The sequence below is a fragment of the Micromonospora sp. NPDC049801 genome (assembly GCF_040656575.1).
Lineage (GTDB): Bacteria > Actinomycetota > Actinomycetes > Mycobacteriales > Micromonosporaceae > Micromonospora.
Map to the genome: position 1 here is coordinate 466698 of NZ_JBFAMS010000004.1, position 18220 is coordinate 484917.

Here is an 18220-nt window from a genome sequence, read left to right on the forward strand (position 1 = left end):
CGCCTATTGATCTTCCGCGAGGACCGGGACTACCCCGCCTGTGAGCTGCTCAATCGTTGGGTGGCGGGCGGCACGCGGGACGAGAGGCCGATGGCAGGTCATCGTGGGCGGCCGCTTCACTGCATGGCGGTGAGCGGAGGATGATCGAATGACACGGGGCAGCGGAAGGTGTACAGCGAGTAGCCGCGCCCGATCTGCACGCCGACGATGTCGGGGGACGCGGTCGGGTCGTCCTCGGACGGGCGCCAGCTGCAATGCATCCCGTTCCAGTCGCCCGAATCCACGGTGAACATCAAGGTCATCGCGGTGCCGCAGGCGACACAGTCCATCGGGTACGGATCGGTCAGAGACCAGTTCGCGAACCCGCCGACCTTCCATCCCGGCGCCAGCGACAGGTCGCTCTGATAACGGGGACGGCTCTCGTCCTCGTCGTCATCCCACTCGTCGAGCCGGTCGCGTAGGTCAGCAGGGAGCAGATCGGCGTACTGGTACTCGTGGACCTGCTCGGGGTGCAGCACGCACGGGATCGGCAGGTACATGTCGCTGATCACCGGCGGCTCGGGAGGTGCTTCGAGCAGGGGGCCGACGGTGGAACTGTCTCGCCAGCGGAGGAAGACGCGAGGGCTGTAGTGCCGGTCCGAGTGGTCGACGGGGCACCACAGCACCTGGAGCAGGTCGGTGTCGTCCGGACCGGCGTAATCCGGGATGTCTCGTCGGTAGAGCTGCGCGACGGGGACCAACGGGATGGGATCCTCGATCAGGCCGTCCAGTTCCAGGGCGTCGGCGGCGTCGAGTTCCGCCCGCTCCTTGACGGTCAAGAAGTCCCCACCCGGCACCGGATCCCGGGCTTCTGCGGTCGCGAGGATCTGCCGCCTGCGGCGCAGGGCAGCCGGGGTCGTAAGGTTCCACGGCTCGTGCGCCCCGGCGTCGTCGCAGACCGGCCACACCTCGTGGGCCGGCCACAGCAGCGGTCCACCGACCGAGCTGTCCCTGACGGTCGGAGCGCCGGGTCGGGGATGCAGGCGGGTGGCCGTGGTGGAATGTTCCCGTAGCTCGGGAAATACCGCGGTGATATCCAGCGGACGCGGAGGCGTGGTGCGGGCCATATCGGTGGATCTTATGACCCGCGTACCGGTCCTGATACCCCGGATCGCTGGCACCAGCCGGCGTCTGCGACGGCGCCCCGGCTGTCGGAGTAGCTGATTCTCCGGCGGTGATTCGGCTCCGACCGGTCAGGCCGTACCCTGGCGGTTGACTCGGCCCTCGTGGGCCGCCTTCGACCGGCCATGGTCGCGCTCGATGCCCGCTGATCCGGTAGCGGTGCGCTCGTGCCGCTGATCAGGCGAGTGCTCGACCGTCGCCCCCTGCCGGCCCCGTGCGCCGTTGCCCGGGTGCCGGCGGCCCCGCGCCGACTCGCCGCCGCTGTCGTGCTTGTTGCGCTGTTGGCTGCCCATGCCAGGTCGGGCACCCGGTGCCTGGGCACTCATGCTTTCGGGCGGGACGGCTCCGGCGCAGTTCCGCAAGATGCTGCCCTGGCCGTGAGGCTGGCCAGGCCAGCTCGGATTGTGCAGGTCAGAGGCCGGTTGGACACAAGCCCGCAGGTCTGCTCCCGGTGCCGTTCCGAATTTGCTCCCTGTTGCGCCCATCCGTCTCGCGATCGGCCTCGAATGCCTCATGACAACAGCAGTGAAGTACAAGCATTTGAGGAGTTCGTATGAAGCGTCGCCTGTTCGCCTCCATTGGCGTGATCGCTGTGCTGGCCCTGTCCGCCTGCGGCGGTACCGACAGCGGGGACAGCGCCAGCGGCGCGCCGAGCATGTCGGCCAGCGCGCCGATGGCATCGGCTTCGCCCTCGACGATGATGTCCGGTCAGTTCGGCTCGGGGTGCGCTGCCGTGCCGACCGATGCGTCCAACCCCGGTAGTTTCGAGGCGATGGCGAAGGTGCCGGTGGCCACGGCCGCGTCCGGCAACCCGCTGCTGTCGACGCTGGTGACGGCCGTGAAGAAGGCCAACCTGGTGGACTCGCTCAACGGCGCGCAGGGCGTCACGGTGTTCGCGCCGACCGACGATGCGTTCGCCAAGATCCCGAAGGCGGACCTGGACAAGGTCTTGGCCGATGACGCCCTGCTGAAGAAGATCCTGACCTACCACGTGGTGACGACCCAGCTGTCGCCGGACACCCTGGCGGGCACCCACAAGACGTTGCAGGGCGGCGACCTCGAGGTGACCGGCAGCGGCTCGTCGTTTACCGTCAACGGCACCTCGATGGTGGTCTGCGGGAACGTCTCGACGGCCAACGCCACCGTCTACATCGTTGACACCGTTCTGATGCCCAAGAGCTGATGGCGGCGACCGACATCGAGCCCCGGCCGGCGACTCGTCGGCCGGGGCCGACCCTCCGCATGACCGCCGTCCGCGGCGCGGTCGTCGGCCTGCTGACCGCCGGAGTGACCCTGGCCGTGGCGCATCTCCTCGCGGCACTGGTTGCCCCGGCCGCCGATCCGGTGCTGGCAGTCGGCGGCGTCGCCATCGACCTGGCACCGCAGGGCGTCAAGGCGTTCGCCATCCGCACCTTCGGCGCGAACGACAAGATCGCGCTCCTCGTCGGCGTCTACGCGCTGCTGGCCCTGGCCGCGGTTCTGCTCGGCGCGGCGGCGCTTCGACGACGACGCTACGGTCTGGCTGGTCTCGCCGTGTTCGCCGCTGTCGGTGTCGCGGCCGTCCTGTCCCGCCCGGGGGCGACACCCCTGGACGTCCTGCCGGTCCTGACGGGCGTCGGCGTCGGATCGGCCGCGATGTTGCTGTTGGCGCGCGCCGGTCGAACGGTAACGGCCATCGCGCCGAGCCGGCCGAGGCTGCTCAACCGCCGTCAGTTCCTGGCCACGACAGCGGGGACCGCGCTGACCGCCGGTGCCACGGCCGCCGTTGGCCAGGCCGTCGGTCGCGGCAGTGCGGTTGGCGCCCGTTCCCGCGCCGCCGTTCGCATTCCGCCGCCGGTACGACCGGCACCGCCGCTACCCGGCGGTGTCTCCGTCGGTGTCGACGGGGTTTCGGCGTTCCTCACCCGCAACCGGGACTTCTACCGTGTCGACACGGCACTCACCGTCCCGCAGGTCGATGTGAAGACCTGGCGGTTGACCCTGGACGGGGCAGTCGACCGTCCTCGTACCTGGAAATTCGAGGATCTTCTCGCCCGTGGCCTCGTCGAGCGTGACATCACCCTGAACTGTGTCTCGAACGAGGTCGGCGGTCCCTACATCGGCACCGCCCGCTGGACGGGGGTTCCCCTTGCACCGCTGCTTCGCGAGGCGGGCCTCCACGCCGGGCAGAACCAGCTTGTCAGCCGCTCGGTGGAGGGCATGACCATCGGCACTCCGCTCGCGGCGATCCTCGACGGGCGCGACGCGCTCCTGGCCGTGGCCATGAACGGTGAACCCCTGCCCCTGGAACACGGTTTCCCTGTCCGCATGCTCGTTCCCGGCCTCTACGGCTACGTGGGGGCCTGCAAGTGGCTCACCTCGATGAAGGTGACCACCTTCGACGCGTTCGACCCCTACTGGGTGCAGCGCGGGTGGGCCGCCGACGCGCCCGTCAAGACCGCATCGCGCATCGACACTCCGAGACCTTTCGCGCAACGTCGCGCCGGGCCTGTCATCATCGCCGGTGTCGCGTGGGCGCAACGGCGCGGAATCGTGGCCGTCGAGATTCAGGTCGACGACGGGCCGTGGCGGCAGGCCCGCCTCGCCGATGGACCATCGCCGGACCTGTGGCGGCAGTGGACCTACCGCTGGGACGCCACCCCGGGTAGCCACACCCTGCGCGTACGGGCCACCGATGCGACAGGTGCGACCCAGACCGACCAACGGGCTGCGCCCTTCCCCGACGGCGCGACCGGCTGGCACAGCACCACCGTCACGATCACCTGACCTGGTGCTTGCCGTGATTCCGGCCAGGAACGAGTACGCGGCGGCAGACTGCACGGCCGCCTGCACAGGAGAGGACATGCCGAGGATGAGCGGCGACCCGGAACACGCGCGGCGGTTACGTTCGGTGCCGCCGGATACCGCGACGCCACCGAGCCCCGACGAGCTGCTGGCGCGGGTGGCACGCGGTGACGAGGCGGCGTTCGCGGCGCTGTACGACACCATGGCCGGCCGCGTCCTCGGGCTGGCCCGCCGCGTCGTGCGCGACCCGGCGCAGGCGGAGGAGGTGACGCAGGAGGTGCTGGTCGAGGTGTGGCGCACCGCCGGCCGATTCGAGGCCGGTCGTGGCTCGGCCTCCGCCTGGATCCTGACGATGGCGCACCGGCGGGCGGTGGACCGGGTGCGCTCCGAGCAGGCCCACACCGACCGCACCCAGCGGGTCGCCGCGACCGAGACGCACGTCCCCTACGACGAGGTCGTCGAGGACGTCACCGCCCGGTTGGAGCGCGAACAGGTCCGTCGCTGTCTGGGCCGGCTGACACCGGTCCAGCGGGAGGCGGTGGTCCTGGCCTACTACGGCGGCCACACCTACCGTGAGGTCGCCGAAAAGCTGAAGACACCGCTGCCGACGGTGAAGACGCGGATGCGCGACGGACTGATCCGGATGCGTGACTGCCTGGGCATCGACATGGAGGGACGGGCATGAGTGCCGACATCCACACCCTCGCCGGCGCGTACGCCCTGAACGCGGTCGACGACCTTGAGAGGGCGGCGTTCGAGCGGCACCTGGCCGACTGCGAGTCGTGCCGACAGGAGGTGACCGAGCTACGGGAGACGGTCGCCCGGCTCGCCGACGATACCGTCGTCGAGGCCCTGCCCCAGGGGTTGCGGGAGCGCACCCTCGTCCAGGCGGCGCGCACCCCGCAGGTGCGCTCCGCAGCCGCCGGGGACAGCGCCACACGGCAGGCAGGCAGGTGGCGACGCCTTACGGTGGCCGCCGCGGTGGCCGTCCTCGTGGCCGGCGGCGCGAGCGCGGCCACCTGGGCCGTGACCAACGATCGGGTCAGCGACGAGCGGGCCAGCAGCGAGCAGGCGCGGCAGATCGCCGCCGTCCTGGACGCCCCGGACGCCCGGGTGTTCGAGCGGTCTCTCCAGCCCGGTGGCGCCGCGACCGTGGTGGTCTCCCGCAGCCGGGACCGCGGGGTGGTGCTGCTGCGCGACCTGCCCGAGCCCGGCCCCGGGCGGATCTACGAGCTGTGGCTCATCCGTGGCAGCGAGCCCCGCAAGGTGGGACGGCTGGCAGAGGGAGTCAGGGAGTCGACCACGGTCATCGGCCCGGTTGCCGAGGCGGGAACGTTCGGCGTCTCCAACGAACCGGTGGGCGGTTCCGTCGCCCCCACGCGAATCGTGGGCACGGTCGCGCTGAGCTGAGCACCGGCGCCAGGAGAGATCGCTGCTCCGCCGTACCGCCACGGGCGCGAGGCGTCAGCGGAAAGCGTCGATGTTGCGCTTCGCCCAGGCGGCGAAGGGGCGTGGGGATCGGCCCAGGATCTCGGCGATGTCCGGGCTGATCCGCTGTTCGGCTTCGGTGGGCGTGCCGAGGATCGCCAGCGTGCCCTCGACCACCGGTGGCGGCATGAAGCGCAGCATCTGCTCACGGGCTTCGTTCGGCGTCTGGTCCACGAAGCCGATCGGCTCGCCGAGCGCGGCGGCGAGGTCGGCGACCCGTTCGCGAGGCGTGCTCAGAGCCGGGCCGGTCAGTTCGTAGGTGCGGCCGACGTGCGAGCTGTCGAGCAGGGCTGCGGCCGCCACTTCGGCGATGTCGGCCGGGTCGACCAAGGGTAGACCGACGTCGCCGAACGGCGCGGCCACCATCCGCGTACTCCGCACCGGTTCCGCCCAGGCGAATGCGTTGGAGGCGAAGCCGCCAGGGCGCAGTATCGTCCAGCCGAGGTCGGATCGGCGGATCAGGTCCTCAATGGCGTGCAGGGGTGCGTGTGACGGCGAGTCGGGCCGTGTAACGACCGCCTGCGAGGACTGCAGCACGATGCGCTTCACGCCACCGGCCGCGGCGACCCGCAGGATCTCGCGCATGTCGAGATGGGCTCCGGCGCCCTCGACGAGGAGGTACAGCGCGTCGGCGCCGGCGAGCACCGGGCTCAGACTTTCCGGCCGCTCCAGGTCCGCGTGATGGTGACGGACCCCGTCTGGCAGGGCGATCGGGCGTCGTCCCCGGGATACCGCCGTCACCCCACCGCCCGAGGCCGCGAGGATTGACGTGAGCGTACTGCCGACGTTTCCGGTGGCTCCAACCACGACAAACATGTCTGTGTCTCCAGTTCGACCGCGTCGTTCGCGCGGTTGCCGGAAACGCTAGTAGCGCCGATATAGTAGGTACCTAGAGGATAGTAATGGATATGTGACGGAGGGCACATGCAGCGCTCGACGGATCCCGAGCTGGCATGTCCGGTCGCGCCGGTCGTGGACATCGTGTTCAGCCGGTGGACCACGCCAATCCTGTGGGCTTTGCACGAATACGGTCGGCAGCGCTTCGTGGAGTTGGAGCGCCGACTGACGAGCATCACGCCCAAAGTGCTCACGCAGCGGCTCCGCCAACTCGAACGCGACGGACTCGTGACGCGCACCTACCACGCCGAGGTGCCGCCGCGAGTCGAGTACCAGATCACCGAGTTGGGCGCCAGCCTCGGCCCGATCTTCGCCCACCTGGCCACGTGGGCCGACGCCAGCCTCCCAGAGGTGGAACGCGCGCGGGATGCCTACGACGCCGGGCGATGAGGACCATCCACAACGCGGAAGCAGAACCTCACCGTGATGGGCGGGCCGACGAGCTGGCGCGGTCAGCTTGTCGAAGATGCGCTGCGGGTCACCGGATCTCGTTGCCGGGGTGGTCGCTGTCGTACGCCTGACGGGCTTCGGCGATGACGTCGCGGTGTGCCAGCGACCAGTCGGCGAGGGCCTTGACGAGATGGGTGAGGCTGGTGCCGGTTTCGGTGAGGCGGTAGTCGACCTGGGCGGGCACGCTCGGGTAAACGGTCCGAAGGACGAGGCCGTCTCGTTCCAGGCGGCGCACCGTGAGGGTCAGCATGCGCTGGGAGATCCCATGGATGGCGCGCTGGAGTTGGCGGAAGCGTCGCGGCCCGGCGGCGAGTTCGACGATCACGAGTACGGACCACTTGTCGCCCACCCGGTCAAGAACGTCTCGGATGCCGCAGTCCGGGTGTTCCGGCTGTCCGCACGGTTCGAGCTCGGCGGCTTCCGCGGTTACCTCGGTGTGCGCTGGTGACACGAGACTGCCTCCTTGTGGCCCGCCGGGCGTGGGTCCAGGCTGCCCGGTAGTTACTGAAGAGAACCACGGCAGGAGACCGAGCCGCAATGATCATGCTTACCGGCGCCAACGGGCAGCTCGCCTCGCGCACCCTCGCAGAGCTGGCCCAGCGAGGGACACCCGCCCTGGCGGCAAGTCGCACTCCCACTGGCGCACAGCGCCACCTCGACTTCGACGATCCCGCGACCCTCGACCTCACCGGGGTTTCGACCCTGGTCCTGATCTCAGCCGGGTATGCCGAGGACGACACAGTCATCGCGCGTCACCGAGCCCTCCTCGACGCCGCCCGGCGCGACGGAGTGGCGCACGTGACGTACACCAGCCTGACCAGCGCCGGGGACCATCTCGGGTTCGCGCTGGCCCACCGGGCTACCGAGCACCTGATCACGACCAGCGGGCTCGCCTGGACGATCCTGCGGAACGGGCTGTACGCCGAACTCTTCGGGGCCCTGCTCACGTGGACGCCCGACGGCCTGGAGTCGGCGTTCGGGACCGGCGCGCTCGCCGCGGTGGCGCGGGCCGACCTGGCCGCTGCCGCAGCCGTCGTCGCCAGCGAGCCCAGCGCCCACGCCGGAAAGGTGTACGACCTGGTCGGAACCCCGATCACCGCCGGCGACATCGCCGATCGTCTCGGCGTCGCGCACCGCACGATCGATCTTGGCGAGTACCGCGCCCGCCTGCTCGGCAACGCCATCCTGCTGCCGTACCAGCCGCCGATGCTCGCCTCGATCGCCAGCAGTGTCCGCCACGGGTTTCTCCACCACACCGGTCCTGACCTCGGGCGCCTGCTGGATCGACCGCTCACGGATCCCCTCGCCGCCGCCGCCGATGTCACAGCCGCCGCGCGTTGACAGAACCTGCTCCGCCCGGTCCTGAGGCTCGACAGCTGCCAGGACGGCGGCGGTCAGGTCCCGACCGTAGAAGCTCAGTGCTCCGCCGCTCGCGGGCGAGGGGTCCGGGGCGACGCTGCGCCCCGGACCCCTGCGGCCTGCTAACGGAGTGGGACTCTCAGGTCATCCGCAGCGTTGACCGTTGAGGGTGAAGGCGGTCGGCGCCGGGTTGGTGCCGCTCCACGTCCCGTTGAAGCCGATGCTCGTGGACGCGCCGACGGCGAGTTTGCCGTTCCAGCTCATGCTGTCCGCGGTGACGCTCGTGCCGTTCTGTTTCCAGGTGGCCGACCAGCCCTGGCTGACCTTCTGGCCGGCGGTGGGGAAGTCGAAGCCGAGTTTCCACCCGTCGATCGCGGTGGTCCCGGTGTTCTTGATCGTCACGGTCGCGGTGAAGCCGCCCGGCCAACTGTTCGCGGTGTAGCCGACCGCGCAACGGGCGGTGGGCGCGGTGGGCGCGGTCCGCACGGTCAGGCCGGGCGAGGCCGCCGAGACGTTCCCCGCCGCGTCGCGGGCGGTCACCACGAAGGTGTACGGGGTGTCCGGCGTCAGCCCGGTCACGGTGTACGTGGTGCCGGTGGCGCTGCCGATCTTCACCGTGCCGGTGGTGTCGACCCGGTGCACGTCGTAGCCGGTGACGGCGGTGTCGTCGGTGGACGGCGTCCAGGCCAGCGCGATGCTGTCGCTGGTGACCGTGCCGGCGGTCGGCTTGCCCGGGGCGGTCGGCGCCTGGGTGTCGCCGGGCGCGGTGGCGCGCGGCAGCACCAGGTGGGTGATCGAGTTGGCCGGGAAGGTGGTCGTGAGGCCACCGGCGGTCACCGGCTGGTCGGCCTCCCGGACGACGCCGGCCAGGTTCGTCCCGCTGTACCGGTAGACCTGGGCGGTGCTCGCGGAGACGCCGGTGAGGGCGACCGGGCTGGTCAGGTCGTCGCCGGTCTTGTTGACGACGACCACGGTGAGCGCCTTGTCGGCGCTGCGCTCGGCGGCGTACACGGCCAGTTTGCCCTGGTCGGCGCTGGTCGCCTGGACGGAGGTGTCACCGAACGCACCGCCGGAGCCGTCGTAGTTGCGGTAGATGCGGAAGGCGTTGGCCACCGGCTGGTCGGTCGTCGGTGCGGTCCAGAGGGTCGCCAGGTCGAGTCCTTCGCGGCCGAAGATGCCGAGGACGTCGGCCTGGGCGAGAGCGCCGTTGAGCGACCCGTAGCCGCCCCAGTTGTATTCGGTCATCGCGATCTTCGTGCCCGGGTAGTGCTGGTCGACCAGCTCGCGCAGGCGCGGGATGTACCGGACCGGCTGGTTGATCCAGCTCTCGTCCACGTAGGTCGGGTCCCAGAGTTGGCGGGTCGAGCGCAGTCGCAGCGCCTGGGTGTTGGCGTCGCCGGCCGCGTCGCCGAGCACGCCGGACTGCTGCGGGTAGAGGTGGACGTCGAAGTAGTCGAGGATGCGGGTGCCGTGCTGCTGCTCGTACTCGCGCATCCGGTCGAGGTACCACGGGCCGAGGTCCTGCCCGCCGTGCGCGGCCTTGTCCGGCGGGTTCGACCAGCAGCCGGTGCGCGAGCAGGTGTCCTGGTCGAGGCCCGAGTAAATGATCGAGTTCAGGCCCCAGCCGACGGGACCGAGCGTCTTCGCGCCGGGGTCGGCGGCCTTGATCGCGGCGGCGTACTCGTAGGTGCGGTCGCGTAGCTCGTCGTAGCCCAGCCCGGTCGGGCGGACGTCGCGGTGGGTGGAGTGCCACAGATCCGGCTCGTTGTCCAGGTTGTAGAACTGGACCCCTCCGTCGGCGGCGGCCCCGAACTGCTCCTTGAGGTGGTTGACGAAGTCGGTGGCGTACTCCGGGCCGACGGCGGTGCTGGTGTCCTCCGGATCGTTGCCGGTGATCAGTGACCCGTCCGGCTTCTTGCCGTTGCCGCAGTCCGGTGCCCAGGGATCGGTGGACTCCTGCGGGCCGTACTTGGCGACGCTGAAGCCACAGGCCCGCGTCCGGTCCTTGGCGATCCAGCCGAGCATCGGCATCGTCATGACCGTGGCGGCCCCGGTGGCCTTGTTCTGCCGCACGAACCGGTCGCTCTCCGAGCCCTTCGGGAGGTCCCCGGGACTCGGGTTGTCGTTGGGGATGTTCTCGAAGTACCAGTCCGCCGCGCGGTTGGTGGTGTCGGCGCGGAAGTTGTAACGGGTGGTGGCGTTGCCGCCGTAGCGGTGCACCGGCAGCCGCAGGTCGCGGGCGAGGGCCTCGTCCGCGAAGTTCATCCCGTAGATGTACGGGCTGATCTGGTGCCGGGCGGCGGTGGTGTCCACGGCCAGTGCCGGGCCGGCCGCGGCCAGGGCGGGCGCGGGCAGGGCCAGACCGCCGAGGGCCGCGGCGAGCACGACCGGAAGTAGAGCTGTGTGGGGACGCACGAGCATTCCTTTCGAATAGGAGCCCGTCGATGGGAGCGCTGCCACAGCGTTGCTCGTTCGCGCCTCCGAGTCAATTCGACGGCCGGGAGCGCCTTCGACGCCGAAGGGCTCCCGGCTGGGCTGGTGCTACTGCTCGCCGCCCACCAGGCTGGGCGAGTCACCCTCGCCCGACACCCTCGCGCTCACGAGCGAGGTGAGCACCGACAGCACCGCGGCGCCGGACGCGATGCCACCCGCTGCCGCCCAGTCCGCCTGCCACGCGTTGAACACCACGTCGGCCCCCCAGTAGAGGAGCAGACCCTGCGCGGCGCTCTTCACCGCCCGCTCGGCGGTGGCCTTCCAGAACTTCGTGGTGAACATGTCCGTACCTCCAGAGCCAGGTCCGTGGAATGGTCCATGAGCCAAGAATGCCTGGTCAGGAGGGGTGGATGCTCGTCGCGTTTCAGCTGTTGCCGGCGGCGGGGCTCGGTCAGAGCTCGCCACCGCCGGCGGGCGCCACCGGGACGGCCGCAACGGCCAGCTTGGCCCGGGGCCGGTCGGCGTCCGGATGGCGCAGCTCGTCGAAGATCGTCAGCGCCTCCCGCCATGCCCGGCGCGCGGCGTCGAGGTCACCGGCGGCCCGCAGACTGTCACCCAGGTTGTCCAGCACCTCCGCCTCGTCGTACCGGTCGCCGAGTTCGCGGTGCAGTGCCAGCGCCCGCCGGTAGCAGTCCGCGGCCTCGTCGTGGTCGCCGAGGCCGTGCCGGACGTACCCGAGGCTGTCCCAGGTCAGTGCCGCGCCGTGCCGGTCGCCGGTCTCCTCGTGCAGCCGCAGAGCCCTCTGGCAGCACTGCAACGCCGGCCCCGGCTCGCCGAGCCGGGCGTGCATCCAGCCCAGATTGTTGAGCGCCTTGGCCTGCCCGACCCGGTAGTCGGCGGCCCGGTAGAGGTCGAGGGCCAGGCGGGTCTCGTCCAGGGCCGACCGCAGCCGGCCCTGCCGGGCCAGCACCCAGCTCACCCCGAGGTGCGTGTGCGCCCGTCCGGTGTCGTCGCCCAGCTCGCGGTACAGCTCCAGGTCGCGTCGGTAGTGCCGGTGCGCCGCCTCGTGATCGCCCGACCAGGTGCAGGCGATGGCGAGGCCGCGGTGCGCCAGGGCCTGACCGGCCAGATCACCCCGACGCCGCGCCGCCGCCAGCGCGGTCCGCTGGGCGGCGGCAAGCTCCGGCCAGTGCCCGCTGCGATCGAGGTACGTGGTGAGAGCCGCCGCCAGCGTCCACGCGTGCCGGTCCAGGCCGGCGGCCGCCGCCTGTTCCACACACGCCAACAGGACGTGGTGCTCGGCGGCGAACCACGCCGTCGCCCACCCGTGCTCCGGGCGGTCGCCCACGGTCACTCCCGTCGCCGGCGGCGGCAGCGCGGCCGGTCGCGCCAACCGGTACGGGTCGAGCAGGTGGTCCGCCGCGTGCGAGGCGTGCAGGTAGTGGTCGAACAGGCGGCGTCGGGCCGCCTCCCGCTCGACCGAGGGGTCGGTGTCGTGGCACAGCTCAGCGGCGTACGCGCGCAGCAGGTCGTGCATCGCGTACCGGCCGGCGGTGCGCTCGGTGAGCAGATTCGCGCGGGTGAGGTCGGCCAGCAGCGGACCGACCCGAGCCGGCGGCAGACCGGCGAGGCTGGCCACCGCCGTCCGTCCGGCGTCGGGGCCGGGGTGCAGCCCGAGCAGTCGGAACAACCGGGCCGAGTCGGTGTCCAGGGCCCGGTACGACCAGGAGAAGACCGCCCGCACGTCGGTCATCGGATCGCCGGTGGCCAGTGGGCTGAGCCGGTCCGGGCCGCTGTCCCGCAGTTCGGTCGCGAGCACCGCCAGCGGCACGTCCGGTTGCCCGACCGCGCGGGCCGCGACGACGGCCAGGGCCAACGGCAGGCCGGCGCAGCATCGGACGATCTCGTCCAACGCCGTCTCTTCCCGCCGGGCACGGCCGCGACCGAGCCGAGCGATCAGCAGCTCCCGCGCCTCGGCCGGTGCGAGCAGGTCCAGCATCACCGGGTGGGCTCCGGCGTTGACCACCAGGCCGGTGAGCCGGTTACGGCTGGTCACCACGACCAGGCTGCCCGGGGATCCCGGCAACAGGGGCCGTACCTGCTCGTCGTCGCGGGCATTGTCGAGCAGCACCAGGACCCGGCGGTGGGCGAGCAGCGTCCGGAACAGGGCGGCCTGCCCGGCCAGGTCGGTGGGTACGCGCTGAGGCGGCACGTGCAGCGCCTCCAGGAAGCCGCGCAGCGCCTCGCCCGGTGACACGGCCCGACCGTCGAGGTCGAACCCGCGCAGGTTGACGTAGAGCTGCCCATCCGGGTAGCGGTGCGCGACCTGGTGGGCCCAGCGCACCGCGAGGGTGGTCTTGCCGACCCCGGCCGTGCCGGCGATCGCGGAGATGACCACCGCCCGGCCGAGATCGTCCTGGCCGCCGTCCCGGGCGGCCCGCGCCGCGTCGGCGGGCAGCAGTGCGTCCAGTTGGCGCAGCGCCGTGGCGCGGCCGGTGAACCAGGCGGGGTCGCCGGGGAGCTGCGCCGGAGTCGGACCGGCGGGCCCCGCGGGTGCGGACTCGGCCGTCGTCTGCCCCCGCAGCACCCGCAGGTGGGCCTCGCGCAGCTCGGGGCCGGGATCGACGCCCAACTCGTCGACGAGACGGCGGCGGGTCTCGGCGTAGAGCCGCAGCGCGGCGGCCTGTTGGCCACAGCCGGCAAGGGCGAGCAGGTAACCGGCCACCAGCGGCTCCCGGAGCGGATGCTCGACCACCAGCGGGCGCAGGGTGTGCGCGGTGGCGGCGTACCGGCCGAGGCCGAGTTCCACGGCGGCGAGCCGCTCGTACGCGAGCAGCCGCTGCTCGTCCAGTCCGGCGGCGGCGGCGTCGACGAAGGCGCCGGCCGCGCCGGCCAGCGCCGGTCCCTGCCACAGCGCCAGGCCGTCCCGCAGCAGCCGCGCCGCCTCGGCCCGCCGACCGGCTGTCTCCTCGACGCGGGCCCGCTCGACCGCCACGCTGAACTCGGTGAGGTCCAGCTCGGTCCCGCCTACGGTGAGCCGGTAGCCGCCGCCCTGCGTCGCCAGCAGGTCGCCCGCGCCCGCCTCGCGCAGGGCCGCCCGAATCCGGGAGACGCAGACCTGCACCTGCGTCCGTGCGCTGGCCGGCGGGTCATCGGCCCAGAGCGCCGACACGACCTGCCCGAGAGGTACCAACCGGTCCGCGTTGAGGAGCAGCAGCGCGAGCACCGCGCGTTGCTGGGGGCGGTCGATGGGGAGGACGCGCCCGCCGGCGGTCACCTGGACGGGGCCGAGGACTGACCACCGCATGGCTTTCCTCGTCAGTCGTGATGGGACGACCACAGTCTATGGACGGCGGGACCCGTGCGGCCGGCGCCAAGCGGTCGGATAGCGGACGCCAAGCGGCCTCGCCCAGGCTCTCCTCAGCCGCCGGATCCGCAGGTCCGGGGGGAGGCGGGCCGGCTCGTCCGGCCATTGTGGACAAGGGGAGCGACATGCGGGTAACCAGGGGACGGGGCGTGCTGACGGCAGTTGTGTCGACGGCTGCCGTGGTGGCGGGCATGGCCTGGGCGGCACCGGCCTGGGCGGTGCCGGCCGGGTTGGAGACGGTCACCCATTCGGCGGCCGAGAGCAGCGCGGACAAGTCGGCGCTGGCGTCCTGCCCGGCCGGCAAGGTGGTCACCGGGGGTGGCGGCTTCCTGATCGCCGGCTCGTCGGCCGCCGGGCGGGTCGGGCTGGACCGGCTGGAGCCGCTGGCGAACGGCACCGGGTTCTTCGTGACCATGCGGGAGGCAGGCCCGGCCAACTTCGCCGGCGACTGGGCGTTGCAGGCCGTCGCCCAGTGCGCCACGACGCCGGCCGGATACCAGGTGGTGGCCACGACCGGAGCGGTCGGAACGGAGTACGTCACCGCGAGCTGCGGGACGAAGAAGGTCATCGGCATGGGTGGGCGGGTCAACAGCGGCCTGGGTGACGTGGTGCTCGACCAGGTCGTGCCGTCGTTCGACCTGACCTCGGTGACCGTCCGGGCGGTCGCGGTGCAGGGCACCTCGCCGGCCGGCTGGAGCGCCACCTCGATCGCCGTCTGCGCCAACGCGCCCGCCGGGCTGGAGCGGGTCGCGTTGACCGGGACGAGCGCGAGCAACTCGTCGGACAACGCCGTCAAGTCGTGCCCGGCCGGCAAGGGCCTCTACAGCGCGGGCGCCGACATCAACGCCGGCAACGGCCAGGTGTTGCTGACCGCGATCAACATCACCGGGGGGAACACCGTTCGGGCACGGGCGGACGAGGACGCCGACGGCTTCGCCGGCTCGTGGAGCCTCAACGGGTACGCCATCTGCGGGAGCTGATTCGCCGGCCGGGGCCGCCACTGGCGGCCCCGGTCGCCGGTCCGCGTGGGCAATATGATCCTCATCAGGTGACGACCAGGGGAGCGGAGCTCATGAGGTTTCTTCTCACGTCCGGGGGCATCAGTAACCCGAGCATCTCCGACGCGCTCCTCGACCTGCTGGGCAAGCCGATCGCCGAGTCCACGGCCCTGTTCATCCCGACCGGCGTTCACCCCTTCCCCGGTGGGGCCGAGAAAGCGTGGAAGGCGGTCCACGGCCACGCGTCGATCCCGCTGACCCAACTGGGTTGGAAGTCCCTGGGGATGTTGGAACTCACGGCGCTGCCGACCATTCGGCAGGAGAACTGGGTCCCGGCGGTCCGAGAGGCCGACGCCCTCCTCGTCTGGGGCGGCGACGTGCTGTACCTGACCTACTGGCTGCGCCAGTCGGGCCTGGCCGACCTCCTGCCGTCGTTGAGTGACACGGTCTATGTGGGGGTCAGCGCCGGGAGCATCGCGGTCACCCCGTACAACTGCGACGCCGAGTTCGACAGTCAGTTCGTTCCGGACGGCAGCGACATGGCGCAGGGCGCCGACCGGGCGCTGGGCCTGGTGGACTTCACTCTCTACCCCCACCTCGATCATCCGGACATGCCGGACACCACACTGTCCAGCATCGAGAAGTGGGCAACCGGCATTCCGGTCCCGACCTACGCCATCGACGACAACACCGCCATCAGGGTGGTCGACGGGGCCGTCGACGTCATCTCCGAAGGTCACTGGAGACTGCTCAACGGCGGCGCCAGGTCGTGACGATTCGGCCGCGCAGACCGGCCGATCACCGCGCCCGGGACGGGAGGCGGACGATGCTCAGGATGCCGGTGGGTCGGCGCTGATGCGCGCGAGGGTGCGTCGGCCGATCAGGCTCATCGTCGGGTTGGTCCGGTGGTAGTACCAGACCAGTCCCATCGCCTGCTGGAAGGCCCACGCCCTACCGCGCTCCCACTCGAGATCGTCGCAGCCGAGTCGTTTCCGGAACGCCTGGCGTGGCTCCCGTTCCAGCAGGTGCCAGGCGCCGACGAGGTCGAGGGCAGGATCGGCCGGGCCCAGCCCGCCCACGTCGAGAACCCCGGCCAGCCGCCCGTCGGAGACAAGGACGTTTCCGGGTATGAGATCGCCGTGGTTCATCGTGTCCGGGGCCTCGCCCCGCGGCAGTTCCCTCATCACCTCCCAGAACCGGCGGAGCGGCGGAACGTCCAGCAACGTTTCGCTGTGCCGGAAGCAGTCCTTCAGGTAGTCGTCGTGTGCGGGTAGCTCGCCACCGCGACCCTGGCCGGTGAACGTGCGGCCGCCTGTGTCGATGGCTCGCACGCCGTCGACGAACTCGGCGAGATCGTGCGCGAACGCGACCGAGTCGCCGGGGTCGTCATCGGTGGCAACAACTCCGGGTATCCACGTCTGGACCGACCAGGGAAGCGGGTAGCCGGCACCCGGTTCACCGATGTCGACCGGCTCCGGAGTGGGAAATCGCGTACGCCCCAACAGCTCTCGGGCCGCTTCCGCCTCGCGTTCCAGCCAGGCCTGTGCCACGTCGACCTCCTGAGGCTGGAGGGGGAATCGGGCCGTCAACCGCTCCCCGACACGGACGATGGCATTGACCGTCCCCTGCGAGGCGACGCGCTGGAGAGCCAGGCCCCGCCACTCGGGGAACTGCGTGTCCACCAACTGCTGCACCACGTCGAGTGAGACCGTGAGCTGGCCCTCGTGCATCGGCACATCGGGCGACAGGGGAGCGGCTGGCACGACAATCATCCTTCGTCAGGTTATCGAGGCGGGCTGAGCCTAGCGGCGGGCGGCGCAGTTGCGGCGCTCTCGGCGTATCGATGGCCCATTTGCGGCGTCCGGTCACACTGCCGGTATGCGGCGGGGACATTGGGTGAGCGCCCTGGTGGTGGCCCTCTGCGTCCTGCTCTCGGTGGCCGTCGGCGGTTGGCTGGGCTGGCGGAGTGCGACGGTCGATCCGCCTGCGCCTCCCGCGGTCTGCCCGCTCATCCGGTCGGAGGTGCTCGATCGTCTCGTTCCCGGGCACGGTACCCCTGAGGCGGCCGAGCAGAACGAGTCGGCCATGCGCTCGAACTACTGCTGGGTCAAGAGCATGTCCGGGACCCAGGCCCCACGTACCTCGTTGTGGGTGTCACTCGGACGGTACGGCCGATACGAAGGCCGCGGTCCGCGTTGCCTGGACCGTGGTGGACTGCAGCCGGCCTCGAACAGAAGGAATCAACCGTTCGCGCTCGGAGACCGTGCCCTCTACTACCTCTCGGGTGACAGCGAGACCGGTCGGCGTATCCACTTCTCGGTGTGTCTCGGCACCCACGGGGTGCTCGTCGACTACGAGGCCGCCGGCGTCACCGATCCGGTGGTGGTCGAGTCAGCCGCCACCGTTGCCCAGGAGGTGCTGTCGTGGCTTTGATCGGGCCTCCGATCTGGGTATTCCGGCGCAAGAACCTGCAGCCGCCCCCGCGCGCCGACCATCGGGTGTCACCGTGGCGGTGGCTGCTCGTTGCTGGGGCGGTGGCGCTCGTGATTGCCGTCGGCGTCCTCGCCTGGCGGGTGAGCCGGCTGGCGGCGCCCACACTCGTCAACTGGCAGATCACCGTCGTCGACGAGACGGGCGACGCTCCGCCGCTACCGGACCTGCCGGCAGATCCGATCGCGCGCTGATCCGGGGGAGCTCTGATGGCCATTTCCGCGCACCTGGCCCGGCTGCGGGCCGTGATCGGCCCCGAGCTGATCCAGTTGCCGTCGGTGTCGGTCCTCGTCGTCGACGAGCACGGGCGGCTCCTGCTGGTGCGCCACACCGGAAGTCCGGACAGGTGGGGTGTGCCGGGCGGTGCGGTCGAGATCGGCGAATCACCGGCCCAGGCGGCCGTGCGCGAGGTCGGTGAGGAGATCGGCGTCCAGATCGGCCGGCTGCGGTTGCTGGACGTGCTGGGCGGTACGGACTACGAGGTCACCTACTCAAACGGTGACCAGGTCGCGTACGTCACCGCCGTCTACGAGGCGGTGATCGTCGACGGGACGCCCGCCCCGGACCAGGAGGAGATCTGCGAACTGGACTGGTTCACCCCGGCGCGGCTACGGAGTGTCGGCCTCAACCGGTTCACCCGGGCGCTGCTGGGGGCAACCGGCCACCTCGCGAGCTGACGGCGGTCGGTCTGCCCTAGGTGTGCTGTCCAGGGAGGTTGGTCAACCTGGTGATGGGTGGTAGGCCGCCGGTGGCGGTGTGGGGTCGGTGGTGATTGTAGTGATGCAGGAAGGCC

20 protein-coding genes are annotated in these 18220 nt (G+C 71.1%); 12 read left to right on the plus strand and 8 right to left on the minus strand.

Translation table 11 applies throughout. The annotated features are described in order from the left end of the window. Positions 1 to 116: 116 nt before the first annotated feature. Positions 117 to 1160, minus strand: a complete 1044-nt coding sequence (locus tag AB0I89_RS10460) for a hypothetical protein (protein ID WP_357123280.1) — start codon at positions 1158 to 1160, stop codon at positions 117 to 119. A 72-nt stretch (positions 1161 to 1232) separates the two neighbouring features. Beyond that, on the minus strand, positions 1233 to 1454 hold the full coding sequence (locus AB0I89_RS10465; protein ID WP_357123283.1) for a hypothetical protein: 222 nt from the start codon (positions 1452 to 1454) through the stop codon (positions 1233 to 1235). A 260-nt stretch (positions 1455 to 1714) separates the two neighbouring features. On the opposite strand from AB0I89_RS10465, the gene AB0I89_RS10470 reads away from it, so the two are divergent. The 4 genes from AB0I89_RS10470 (at position 1715) to AB0I89_RS10485 (ending at position 5355) form a co-directional block, all read left to right on the plus strand. Further along, a complete protein-coding gene (locus AB0I89_RS10470; protein ID WP_357123286.1) occupies positions 1715 to 2344 on the plus strand; it encodes a fasciclin domain-containing protein in 630 nt (209 codons plus the stop codon). Positions 2345 to 2403: 59 nt separating this feature from the next. Beyond that, positions 2404 to 3927, plus strand: coding sequence for a molybdopterin-dependent oxidoreductase (locus tag AB0I89_RS10475; protein WP_357123289.1), 1524 nt, complete (start codon positions 2404 to 2406; stop codon positions 3925 to 3927). A 76-nt stretch (positions 3928 to 4003) separates the two neighbouring features. Beyond that, positions 4004 to 4630 carry a sigma-70 family RNA polymerase sigma factor gene (locus AB0I89_RS10480; protein ID WP_357123293.1) on the plus strand — a complete coding sequence of 209 codons (627 nt, stop codon included), beginning with the start codon at positions 4004 to 4006 and terminating at the stop codon, positions 4628 to 4630. Next, positions 4627 to 5355, plus strand: coding sequence for an anti-sigma factor (locus AB0I89_RS10485; RefSeq protein ID WP_357123296.1), 729 nt, complete (start codon positions 4627 to 4629; stop codon positions 5353 to 5355). The genes AB0I89_RS10480 and AB0I89_RS10485 overlap by 4 nt, the downstream gene beginning before the upstream one ends. 54 nt (positions 5356 to 5409) lie before the next feature. Here AB0I89_RS10485 and AB0I89_RS10490 read toward each other — a convergent pair whose 3' ends face one another. Then, entirely contained in the window at positions 5410 to 6249 is an 840-nt protein-coding gene (locus AB0I89_RS10490; protein ID WP_357123299.1) for an NAD(P)H-binding protein, read from the minus strand. Positions 6250 to 6357: 108 nt separating this feature from the next. Between AB0I89_RS10490 and AB0I89_RS10495 the strand changes: the two genes are divergently transcribed. Beyond that, positions 6358 to 6720: a helix-turn-helix domain-containing protein gene (locus AB0I89_RS10495; RefSeq protein WP_355052955.1), complete on the plus strand. Its 363-nt coding sequence runs from the start codon at positions 6358 to 6360 to the stop codon at positions 6718 to 6720. 88 nt (positions 6721 to 6808) lie between these two features. Here the strand turns inward: AB0I89_RS10495 and AB0I89_RS10500 are convergent, their stop codons facing one another. Beyond that, positions 6809 to 7129 carry a helix-turn-helix domain-containing protein gene (locus AB0I89_RS10500; protein ID WP_357123422.1) on the minus strand — a complete coding sequence of 107 codons (321 nt, stop codon included), beginning with the start codon at positions 7127 to 7129 and terminating at the stop codon, positions 6809 to 6811. On the opposite strand from AB0I89_RS10500, the gene AB0I89_RS10505 reads away from it, so the two are divergent. Together AB0I89_RS10505 and AB0I89_RS10510 are read left to right on the plus strand one after the other, a co-directional pair. Next, positions 7046 to 7228, plus strand: a complete 183-nt coding sequence (locus tag AB0I89_RS10505) for a hypothetical protein (protein ID WP_357123425.1) — start codon at positions 7046 to 7048, stop codon at positions 7226 to 7228. The two genes, AB0I89_RS10500 and AB0I89_RS10505, sit on opposite strands and share 84 nt — an antisense overlap. 89 nt (positions 7229 to 7317) lie before the next feature. Next, positions 7318 to 8121, plus strand: coding sequence for an NAD(P)H-binding protein (locus tag AB0I89_RS10510; protein WP_357123302.1), 804 nt, complete (start codon positions 7318 to 7320; stop codon positions 8119 to 8121). A gap of 162 nt (positions 8122 to 8283) precedes the next feature. Here AB0I89_RS10510 and AB0I89_RS10515 read toward each other — a convergent pair whose 3' ends face one another. From AB0I89_RS10515 to AB0I89_RS10525, 3 genes are all read right to left on the minus strand, one after another. After that, entirely contained in the window at positions 8284 to 10554 is a 2271-nt protein-coding gene (locus AB0I89_RS10515) for a glycoside hydrolase family 44 protein (RefSeq protein WP_357123305.1), read from the minus strand. Positions 10555 to 10680: 126 nt separating this feature from the next. Then, complete coding sequence (locus AB0I89_RS10520; RefSeq protein ID WP_355052950.1) at positions 10681 to 10914, minus strand: holin; 234 nt, start codon at positions 10912 to 10914, stop codon at positions 10681 to 10683. 109 nt (positions 10915 to 11023) lie between these two features. Continuing rightward, positions 11024 to 13879 carry a BTAD domain-containing putative transcriptional regulator gene (locus AB0I89_RS10525; RefSeq protein ID WP_357123308.1) on the minus strand — a complete coding sequence of 952 codons (2856 nt, stop codon included), beginning with the start codon at positions 13877 to 13879 and terminating at the stop codon, positions 11024 to 11026. Between the two features lie 209 nt (positions 13880 to 14088). Between AB0I89_RS10525 and AB0I89_RS10530 the strand changes: the two genes are divergently transcribed. Both AB0I89_RS10530 and AB0I89_RS10535 read left to right on the plus strand, forming a co-directional pair. Continuing rightward, complete coding sequence (locus tag AB0I89_RS10530; RefSeq protein WP_357123311.1) at positions 14089 to 14919, plus strand: hypothetical protein; 831 nt, start codon at positions 14089 to 14091, stop codon at positions 14917 to 14919. Positions 14920 to 15011: 92 nt separating this feature from the next. Continuing rightward, the gene (locus tag AB0I89_RS10535) at positions 15012 to 15710 is read left to right on the plus strand and encodes a Type 1 glutamine amidotransferase-like domain-containing protein (RefSeq protein WP_357123314.1); all 699 of its coding nucleotides are present in this window, start codon (positions 15012 to 15014) and stop codon (positions 15708 to 15710) included. Positions 15711 to 15767: 57 nt separating this feature from the next. On the opposite strand, the gene AB0I89_RS10540 is transcribed toward AB0I89_RS10535, so the two are convergent. Then, the gene (locus AB0I89_RS10540; RefSeq protein ID WP_357123317.1) at positions 15768 to 16700 is read right to left on the minus strand and encodes an aminoglycoside phosphotransferase family protein; all 933 of its coding nucleotides are present in this window, start codon (positions 16698 to 16700) and stop codon (positions 15768 to 15770) included. A 115-nt stretch (positions 16701 to 16815) separates the two neighbouring features. Between AB0I89_RS10540 and AB0I89_RS10545 the strand changes: the two genes are divergently transcribed. The 3 genes from AB0I89_RS10545 to AB0I89_RS10555 are packed head-to-tail and all read left to right on the plus strand — an operon-like array spanning position 16816 to position 18104. Then, positions 16816 to 17370: a hypothetical protein gene (locus tag AB0I89_RS10545; protein WP_357123320.1), complete on the plus strand. Its 555-nt coding sequence runs from the start codon at positions 16816 to 16818 to the stop codon at positions 17368 to 17370. Then, complete coding sequence (locus AB0I89_RS10550; RefSeq protein ID WP_357123323.1) at positions 17361 to 17621, plus strand: hypothetical protein; 261 nt, start codon at positions 17361 to 17363, stop codon at positions 17619 to 17621. Before AB0I89_RS10545 ends, AB0I89_RS10550 begins: the two co-directional genes overlap by 10 nt. Before the next feature lie 15 nt (positions 17622 to 17636). Further along, on the plus strand, positions 17637 to 18104 hold the full coding sequence (locus AB0I89_RS10555; protein WP_357123326.1) for an NUDIX domain-containing protein: 468 nt from the start codon (positions 17637 to 17639) through the stop codon (positions 18102 to 18104). The last annotated feature ends 116 nt before the right edge of the window (positions 18105 to 18220 follow it).